Raw genomic sequence first — 8,946 nt, 5'->3', positions numbered from 1 at the left:
CATCGATGTTAACAATTGAGGGATAGTACACAATAGAACTACTGATGACTATTGCATAATCAAATAAGCCGATAGGGCCAATTAACCTGTAAACCATGATCATCCGCCAGGAAAATAAATTTTGAGATTTCTCCTAAACTTTCAAAGCTGATTGTCGTAAAAACAACGATAAAATGAACAGCGTACAAATAAAGCAAAACAGTTAAGCGATCGTTTTTAGAAGACATTGCACTTAAACGAATATTATTTAGTTTAATTATGGAGAAATAGAATGCCTGACAAAAATTTAAAATTCTTAGTTGTGGATGATTTTTCTACAATGCGTAGAATTGTTCGCAATCTTCTAAAAGAACTTGGTTTTGTCAATGTTGATGAGGCTGAAGATGGCGCAGTTGCATTACGAAAATTACAAGATGGTAATTTCGATTTTATTGTATCAGATTGGAACATGCCAAACATGGATGGTTTAACAATGCTCCAAAATGTACGTGCCAACGAATCTCTGAAGAAAATCCCTGTACTCATGGTTACCGCTGAAGCCAAAAAGGAAAATATCATCGCTGCTGCACAAGCAGGAGCAAGTGGTTATATTGTTAAGCCGTTTACCGCTGCAGTTCTGGAAGAAAAGCTGAATAAAATATTCCAGAACATGGAAGCAAAAGTTTCTGCAAAAGCATAGCATTTTCTTTCAAACAAACCGCCGAGCCAAAAATGAATACAAAACATCAAATCAAAGAAAAAGTCGATGATATTTCCAAAGTTACCACGAAATCAAAGGCAAAAAAAACTATCCAATTAGCGGATTTACCACTATCATCAATGAATAACGATCATGAAGAAAACGAAACAATAACAACTGATAAAAAGGTCATTGATCAAATTGGACAAATGACTAGGAACTTGCATGACAGTTTGCGTGAATTGGGTTATGACAAGCGTCTTGAAGCAATTGCCAATGAAGTGCCTGAAGCTCAAGATAAATTAACGTACGTTGCTATCAAAACCGAGCAAGCTGCTGAACGAACACTCAGCGCAACTGAAATCGCAATGCCGATCCAAGAAAAGCTTTCAACCGATGCGGTTCAATTATCTGCACAGTGGAAACAAGCACTTGAAACACAACAAAACAACCCTGATACGGAAAAATTTAAGACTCTTTTAATCGATACACTCCAATTTCTCGATAACATTCCAGAACAGACCAATGCTACAAATGCCCAGTTGCTTGAAATAATGATGGCACAAGACTTTCAAGATTTGACAGGTCAAGTCATTAAAAAAGTTACCCATATGGTACAAAGTCTGGAAAAAGATTTAATTGATTTGTTACTTGCAAACGTTCCAAATAAAATTGCAGCGTCAACTGATGAAGGCCTTATGAATGGGCCTGTAACAAATCCTGAGAAAAGAAATGATGTTGTTTCGAGTCAGGATCAGGTTGATGATCTGCTCGCCAGCCTCGGTTTCTAGGAGAGTGCTAGATTTAGGAAGAATAATCAACCTGATTCCAGGAGCGTATCCCGAATTTTGTGTGAACGGTATTTGTATGACAAAAAGGCATACGCTCCTCGAACACGATCAGATAGTGTTAACAGTCTCTAGACAATAATAATTACTTCTCTGTGACATTATCCGTTTCGAATACATCCCATATACATTTGTTGTCGCACTCAAGTGCGATTTTGGATAAAACTGCTTGATGTTGGGCCACTTCTTCAACAGTTGCCTGAATTACTCTAAAGTTATGACCACCGAGATTGGTTGTTGAAAGTTGGGCAAATTCAGTATGTTCTATCTCAATGAGTAAACTTTCTTGCCCGCGCGTCATCGCAAGATAGACTTCCGCTAACAATTCAGCATCTAATAGTGCACCATGGAGTGTGCGCTCGGAATTATCAACATTATACCGTTCACATAGCGCATCTAGGTTGTTTCGTTTACCGGGATGGTGCTCCTTAGCCAGCCTCAATGTATCTGTGATTGTTGCGCAATAATGATCCAGCGTCTCTAGATTAGCCAGGCTTAATTCATAATTCAGGAAACCGACATCGAAAGGAGCGTTATGAATAATGAGCTCGGCTTCACTAATAAAATTCAGGAACTCAGTGGATATTTCAGTGAACTTGGGTTTATCCTGAAGAAATTCAGTGGTAAGGCCATGCACTTGTAAGGCTCCTTCATCACTCTCACGTCCAGGATTCAGGTAATAATGAAATTGATTACCCGTCAATTGTCGGTGACAAAGCTCAACGGCTGCAATTTCTATAATACGATGCCCCCGCTTATATTCTAAACCGGTAGTTTCGGTATCCAGTACGACTTGGCGCATTTCAAGATTCCTAATAATTATTCATATCCGTAGAAATCATCATTTCAACTCCGCGATTAGCTAATTGATCGGCACGTTCATTATCAATATGGCCTGAATGACCACGAACCCAGCACCATTCAATGTCGTGCTGTTGTGCCAATTGATCGAGTAATTTCCAGAGATCTTCATTTTTAACTGGTTTTTTATTGGATGTGTGCCAATCTCGCGCCTTCCATGCATTGAGCCATTCACTGATACCCTTCTGAAGATATTGAGAGTCGGTATGTAAATGAACCTTACAACGGCATTTTAATGTCTCTAGCGCTCGTATCGCCGCAAGTAATTCCATGCGGTTATTCGTCGTTTGTTCTTCCCCGCCAAATATCTCTCGTTCATGCCCCTGATACTTCAATAGCGCCCCCCATCCCCCTAAGCCAGGATTTCCTTTACATGCGCCATCGGTATAAATTTCAACTACCTTGCTTTCCATTCTATTCATAATCTGATATCTCAATAGCTTGACCGCATTTTCTCGAAGATCGCTTTCCATTGGAAGCTTCTGTCATTCTTTGGGCAGCAGGCACCATTTTCTTTTTACCGTCCATACATTTTTTCCAATCCGGCTTAATAATACGCATTCCGTGCATATATTTAATCGCATGCAAAAAATAAACGCCTCCGGAAATCGGCCACCAGCGATCACCCGCGGCTTCCATAAAATGGAAATGCCGGCGCCACTTTTCTTGCTTGAATGGCGGCACATAGCAACCAAGCCGGCCACCGGCCATTTCGAAATCCAATAGCTTTAGCCAGTCTTTTAATCGTGATAAAGAAATGAAGTGACCATTCCAGGGAAATTCCTGACGGGTTGACTTTAAATAATGGCAAATACCCCATAAACTCAAAGGATTGAAACCGGAAATAACAATATGCCCTCCCGGTATCAAAATTCGATGGACTTCGCGCAAAATTTGATGAGGACTTGGGCTAAATTCGAGCGTATGTGGCAAAATGACAAGGTCCATGCTATTACTATGGAGTGGCAGAAATCCAGCTTCGGCGCGAATAGAAGTGCTACTTTCCAGCCCCACAGTAAAATGAAATGGTACCCTATTCAAGCGAAGAAAATTAAACTGCGACCAACCGATCTGAACAGCGTTATACCCAAAAATATTTGCAACCACTTGATCAAAGTAGCGATGTTCATATCCGATCAAATATTGACCAAGAGACGACTGAAACCAATGTTGATCGTTTTGTATATTCATTTTGACCGATTGTTTTTCCCGCATGAAAATATAACGCCTATTTTTCTGGAAATTCGATGCTGACAGTTCATCCGGTAGCTGCATTCAAAGATAATTATATCTGGGTTATCCATGATCGTAACACCGCCGTTGTGATTGATCCAGGAACTGCGTTACCAGTTATTGAATATCTTCGATCAAGGCAATTACGGTTAGCCGCAATTCTCATCACCCATCATCATAATGATCACACGGGGGGAATTACCGGGTTACTGCAATATTTTGATGCGCCAGTTTATGGCCCATGCTCTAAAAACATTCCAACCATTACTCATTCAGTTCGCAACAATGATGAAATATCTTTTCACGAATTGCCATTACAACTTACCGTTATTGAAGTTCCTGGACACACACTCGATCATATCGCCTATTATGGATCCCAACCATTCGGTATGTTATTTTGCGGTGATACGCTGTTTGCTTGTGGATGCGGACGAATCTTTGAAGGTACTGCAGGTCAAATGTACCAATCATTACAGAAGCTTTATCAGCTTCCTGATGACACACTGATATACTGTGCGCATGAATACACACTTGGCAATATTAAATTTGCTCGTGTTGTCGATCATCAAAATGAGAAGCTCCAGGCATTTGAGATAACCGCACGAATGCAACGCAGTCAGAACACTCCTACAATACCTACAACACTTGGCAATGAGAAATCAATTAACCCATTTCTTCGATGTTCAAATTTAGAGATCATCGCCAGCGTGCAAAGCTATTGCAACTGTAAGTTTCAAGATCCACTCAGCATTTTTACGGCGTTACGAGACTGGAAGAATAATTTCTAAAACAATGCCTAATAAAAACCAAGAAAACGCTGAATACTTCGGCAAATAAGAAGAGACAATGCGGAGCAGATTTCTTGAACATAAATCCATCCAATAGATAAGCGAATTCTCGAGCATGACTCAATGTGAAGACTGCTTGCGCTGTACGCATTATTTTCATTAGAAATAAAAGCGCGAGAGAATAAAATGCTAAAAAAATGGCATATTCATCAATCTAGAATATGCCAAATTAACTAGCAGAAGCAGTTAAAAATTCAACCGCTTATTTTTTACCTGGCTTAGCAGCGCGTAACACTGGGTAATATTGGGTGAAAACCATATCATGTGCAGCGTTTTCTTTGTGGCAAGCAGCACAAGCATCATCTGCCTGGATTGCGCCGTGTTTGGCTTCGTAAGATTCAAAACCAAAGAATGCCCAATTTCCTGGTCTATCTGCATAACGCTTCGAGTCTTTAACCATGGCAGCGATTCCATTATATTCGCCAGGGAAATAGCCATGCCCGCTTGCAGCTTCTTTGGTTCCTACACCAACCAATTCTTTAACGATAACGGTTCCGTCACGGAATTCCCCGGTTTTTTTCCAATGATTCCAGCTTGTAGGATCGATATAAACATTGTGAAACTCAGGAAATGCTGCTTTTCCATCGTTCATGTCGTTTGGAGTTACCGGTGCGCCAACAAAAATCCATTCGCGGTAGTCTTTTGGAGTCAACAATAAATTGTCTTTAGTAAATCTTCCAAAATCATGATCCTTGCCGTGTGCATGGTGTGCGTCGGAAGCAATTACTGGGCCTGCCAGCGCAATGGACAACAATACTGGTGCGATACCACCTAATAACGTTTTTTTTAACTGTAACATAATAAGCCCTTAAAATAGTTAAAGAATCACAAAGAAAGCAGCAGAAACTCGAACTGCTACCATCCTTAATAGTATTCAGACAACCTACCTTCGTCAAGAGGGAATGCAATAATGACAAACGGGCCTGATCTAATGAAACCGTACATTCCAGTTAAGAGGGAATTGACCAGGTCAATTTTGAACGAAGATTCGGACGACTGCGCTTCGTGGAGCCGGACAACCTTAGAAGGAAGCACGTATCAGCGTGTTATCGATCTTGCCAATGAAGGCTTGAGTCAGTCAGATGTTGCACGTGAGCTTGAAGTTAATCGTTCGACAGTGAACTGTCATTACCGCAAAGCGCAAGAAGCGGGAATGATTAATCGAAAAGGAACGGCATTTTGAGCTTACGAAACCTGCTAAAACAAGCAGTCGTTACCACAGAAGAAAAGTGTTGTACTGTTGCACGCCCTAGGGAACGCCACAACGCAACAACAGGCAGTCATGCAATTACAAATTGACCATTTGGGCGTGGCTTTTCAGGATTGGCGACCCCGAAGAAGACCATGAAATCGTATTGAACAAATGCCGGAATGATCCTGATGCGATGGAGTACTTCCTGAATCATGCGCGCGATGAATATAATCAAGTGAAGGGATTGTAATTGATTTCTGAGCAATCCAAAATTGAAATTCGTTAATGAATCAAAATAAATACTGGAGATGAAATTATGAATAATGATCACGAAACAAAAGAATGGCCTGAAAAATTAATTCTTTCTTCAAGAGATAGATATACAAAGAAACATGGCGGCGTGATATGGAAAATATCGACAATTGATTTTATTGAAGATCGCATATGCCTAGTATCACTTAGTAATGAAGAGCATAAAGAAACCGCAATCTGGACTGGAACAGGTCATGAGTTTATAGAAAAGTTTACCAAGATCGAATGGCATGTATAAAAAAGTACTTCCATGAATATATCCGGCGAGGGTAATTCAACCCCCGTTCAAATTTCAACGGAAGAATTTTTTCAATTGGTTTCACGGTAACGTTTCACGGAGTATTGAATTATGGAAATGAAAATTCTGGCACAGCAACTTGGCTTATCTTATCTCACCAAATGGCGAGCCGACAGGTAATCCCCCCAAAAATTAGAGGAGCAAAGCAGTAGAATTTTCTATCGTAGAGGAAAAGGGATTTTACTGATGAAGAAACAGCGATTTACGGAAGGCCAAATTATGCAGATACTGAAGCAGGCTGAGGGAGGAATTCCTGTAGCTGATTTATGCCGAGAGTATGGAATGAGTACTGCAAGTTTTTATAAATGGCGCAGCAAGTATGGTGGGATGGATGCTGCCTTGCTATCTGAAATGAAGGTGATGGTTGAGGAAAACAAACGGTTAAAGCGGATGTATGCGGAAAGCCAGATGCAGAATGAGCTATTGAAGGAAGCACTCGAAAAAAAGTGGTAAAACCCTCACAGCGCAAAGTAATGGCACAGTGGGTAGTGCAGGATAAGTCTGTTAGTATCGTTTTGGTCTGTATAACATTTAGCATTTCTGAGACCTGCTATCGCTATGAGCCGGTGCTCAACGATGAGAACGAGAAAATCGTCGATTGGTTACTGCGTCTGACGGCCTGTCACAAGCGCTGGGGTTTTGGATGGAATCACAAACGTGTGTATCATATTTACCGTGAGTTGAATTGAATTTACGGATCAAGCCGCGCAAGCGGTTAAAACGAGAGAAGCCGGAACCACTGGCCGTACCAGAACGGCCATAATGACACATGGTCGGTAGATTTCATGGCTGATCAACTCTCCAATGGCAGGTCTTTTCGAACCTTTAATGTGCTGGATGACTTCAACCGTGAAGGATTGGGAATCGAAGTAGACATATCGCTTCCATCAGAACGGGTTACGCGCGCTCTGGATCGGATTATCGAATGGCGCGGCAAACCACGGAAGATTCGCTGTGACAATGGGCCGGAAAATATCAGCGGCACACTTCGTTGTTGGGCAGAGAAACGAGGTATCCAACTTGATTACATCCAGCCAGGAAAACCACAACAGAATGCTTATGTAGAACGCTATAACAGAACTGCTCGGCATGAATGGCTGGAGATGAATCAATTTGTAACCATTGAAGAAGCACAGCTCACCGCTACACAATGGTTATGGATTTACAATAATAAACGTCCCAGTATGGCAATTGGGGGTATCACACCAGTCATGAAGCTCAGAGAGGCTGGTAAACTAAAACTCTCTACTGCAAGCTCCTATTAAAAATGGGGGGATTACCCCAGCAGTGGATACTACTTGTGCTGGTTTTAATTGCAGCAATAGCGAGATGGGACATTTGTTCTATAATGAATTGGGTGGTAAAGCAAAATCTCCTATCTCGTTGAGTTCCGATCCAGATCTTGCTTTGTTCACACACGTTCAGTACGGCTACTGGTCAGGTACGGGTTTTGCACCTGATCCGCGTTTAGCGTGGTTTTTCCTATTCGATTACTACGAACGAACCGGTAAGCAGTCTGCGGACTTCAAGATTAATTCCGGTTACAAAAACGGTTACATTTTTTATGAAATAAAAAGGCACTTAGGGTTTTTAATCACTAAGTGCTTGTTTTTATTGGTGGAAAATGTCGGAAAGACCTTGAACCAACTTTTCTCAATTCTACAGGACTGGAATGAAATCTTGAAGGATATCCCGATGGATAATTATCCGCAGCCCTGACAATCTCTTAACCAATTGACACACCCTTGACAGCGGTATGCCGAGCAATCGGATACCGCTGTTTTCATATCCCAGATCATTTTTCTCGTTTTGTGTCTTTTCCTCGTTTCCCGGCGAGTGAAGGCCGGATGTGTATTGTTCAAGCAAAGGAGTTATTTAATGCCCGAACAGACTACAAAACCTGCTTCCCCTTTTTGCCTGCGCCTGACACCTGAAGAGCGTGCCACGCTTGAGCGTGAAGCCGCCGGACTGCCTTTGGGAGAATATATCCGCAAGCAGGTTTTTGACGAAAATTGCCTCAGACGCCGTACCCGTAATAAACATCCGGTCAAGGATCATAAGCTTTTAAGCCAGCTTCTGGGCGAACTGGGTCGTTTGAGACTGGCGAATAATCTCAATCAATTGGCCAAATCTGCTAATTGCGGCCTGCTGAATCTCACCCCGGAAGTTAAAACATCATTACTGAATGCCTGCGCCGATATCCGCCATATCCGCGAAACCTTAATGAAATCCCTCGGATTGGACAGGTAGCTTCATGATCATCATCGCTTCCCAGCGCGGCGGTGCTGCCAAGCTGGCCGCGCATCTACTCAATGATCGGGATAACGATCATGTCGAGCTATATGAAGTCAGCGGCTTTATGGCCGATATACTACCCGATGCCTTGCAGGAAATTCGCGCCCAGGCAATGGGTACGCGCTGCAATCAATATCTATTCTCTGTTAGCCTCAATCCACCGGAGAAGGAGAAAGTCGGAACGGATGTTTTCGAGCAGGCCATTAGCCGTATTGAAGAGCGCATGGACCTACATGATCAGCCGCGTGTGATTGTCTTTCATGAAAAAGAAGGCAGACGCCATGCGCACTGCGTCTGGTCGCGTATCGACACTCAAGAGATGAAAGCGGTCAATCTGCCGTTTTACAAAAGCAAACTCATGGAGATTTCAAAAGAAATCT

13 protein-coding genes and 1 pseudogene are annotated in these 8,946 nt (G+C 42.1%); 10 read left to right on the top strand and 4 right to left on the bottom strand.

The features are described 5' to 3' along the window. Positions 1–271 precede the first annotated feature (271 nt). Both cheY and cheZ read left to right on the top strand, forming a co-directional pair. Entirely contained in the window at positions 272–679 is a 408-nt protein-coding gene (gene cheY / locus KF839_RS14430; protein WP_292918527.1) for a chemotaxis response regulator CheY, read from the top strand. Positions 680–711: 32 nt separating this feature from the next. Next, complete coding sequence (gene cheZ, locus KF839_RS14425) at positions 712–1,470, top strand: protein phosphatase CheZ (protein WP_292918526.1); 759 nt, start codon at positions 712–714, stop codon at positions 1,468–1,470. 142 nt (positions 1,471–1,612) lie between these two features. On the opposite strand, the gene dnaQ is transcribed toward cheZ, so the two are convergent. Genes dnaQ through KF839_RS14410 form a run of 3 tightly spaced genes read right to left on the bottom strand, consistent with a single transcriptional unit; the run spans position 1,613 to position 3,603 of the window. Beyond that, positions 1,613–2,329, bottom strand: a complete 717-nt coding sequence (dnaQ, locus tag KF839_RS14420) for a DNA polymerase III subunit epsilon (protein ID WP_292918525.1) — start codon at positions 2,327–2,329, stop codon at positions 1,613–1,615. 10 nt (positions 2,330–2,339) lie between these two features. After that, complete coding sequence (gene rnhA, locus KF839_RS14415; RefSeq protein ID WP_292918528.1) at positions 2,340–2,801, bottom strand: ribonuclease HI; 462 nt, start codon at positions 2,799–2,801, stop codon at positions 2,340–2,342. Position 2,802: 1 nt separating this feature from the next. Then, complete coding sequence (locus KF839_RS14410; RefSeq protein WP_292918524.1) at positions 2,803–3,603, bottom strand: class I SAM-dependent methyltransferase; 801 nt, start codon at positions 3,601–3,603, stop codon at positions 2,803–2,805. Positions 3,604–3,635: 32 nt separating this feature from the next. Between KF839_RS14410 and gloB the strand changes: the two genes are divergently transcribed. Then, positions 3,636–4,409, top strand: coding sequence for a hydroxyacylglutathione hydrolase (gene gloB / locus KF839_RS14405; RefSeq protein WP_292918523.1), 774 nt, complete (start codon positions 3,636–3,638; stop codon positions 4,407–4,409). A 262-nt stretch (positions 4,410–4,671) separates the two neighbouring features. Here the strand turns inward: gloB and KF839_RS14400 are convergent, their stop codons facing one another. Next, the gene (locus KF839_RS14400; protein ID WP_292918522.1) at positions 4,672–5,268 is read right to left on the bottom strand and encodes a cytochrome P460 family protein; all 597 of its coding nucleotides are present in this window, start codon (positions 5,266–5,268) and stop codon (positions 4,672–4,674) included. Between the two features lie 111 nt (positions 5,269–5,379). Between KF839_RS14400 and KF839_RS14395 the strand changes: the two genes are divergently transcribed. From KF839_RS14395 to KF839_RS14365, 7 genes and pseudogenes are all read left to right on the top strand, one after another. Beyond that, the gene (locus KF839_RS14395) at positions 5,380–5,652 is read left to right on the top strand and encodes a winged helix-turn-helix transcriptional regulator (protein ID WP_292918521.1); all 273 of its coding nucleotides are present in this window, start codon (positions 5,380–5,382) and stop codon (positions 5,650–5,652) included. Between the two features lie 112 nt (positions 5,653–5,764). After that, positions 5,765–5,911 (top strand): hypothetical protein, encoded by a 147-nt coding sequence (locus KF839_RS14390; RefSeq protein WP_292918520.1) that lies wholly within the window; start codon positions 5,765–5,767, stop codon positions 5,909–5,911. Positions 5,912–5,977: 66 nt separating this feature from the next. After that, positions 5,978–6,211: a hypothetical protein gene (locus KF839_RS14385; RefSeq protein ID WP_292918519.1), complete on the top strand. Its 234-nt coding sequence runs from the start codon at positions 5,978–5,980 to the stop codon at positions 6,209–6,211. Between the two features lie 246 nt (positions 6,212–6,457). Beyond that, positions 6,458–7,536, top strand: a pseudogene (locus KF839_RS14380) (IS3 family transposase). A 64-nt stretch (positions 7,537–7,600) separates the two neighbouring features. Continuing rightward, positions 7,601–7,990, top strand: a complete 390-nt coding sequence (locus KF839_RS14375) for a hypothetical protein (protein ID WP_292918518.1) — start codon at positions 7,601–7,603, stop codon at positions 7,988–7,990. A gap of 159 nt (positions 7,991–8,149) precedes the next feature. Next, positions 8,150–8,521: a plasmid mobilization protein gene (locus tag KF839_RS14370; protein WP_292918517.1), complete on the top strand. Its 372-nt coding sequence runs from the start codon at positions 8,150–8,152 to the stop codon at positions 8,519–8,521. 4 nt (positions 8,522–8,525) lie between these two features. Next, the coding region (locus tag KF839_RS14365) for a relaxase/mobilization nuclease domain-containing protein (RefSeq protein ID WP_416362377.1) at positions 8,526–8,946 on the top strand (421 nt) is incomplete at its 3' end.

The organism is Nitrosomonas sp., from assembly GCF_019635155.1.
Lineage (GTDB): Bacteria > Pseudomonadota > Gammaproteobacteria > Burkholderiales > Nitrosomonadaceae > Nitrosomonas.
Note: the sequence above shows the minus strand (reverse complement) of the source record. Positions and strands in the feature narration are given on the sequence as shown.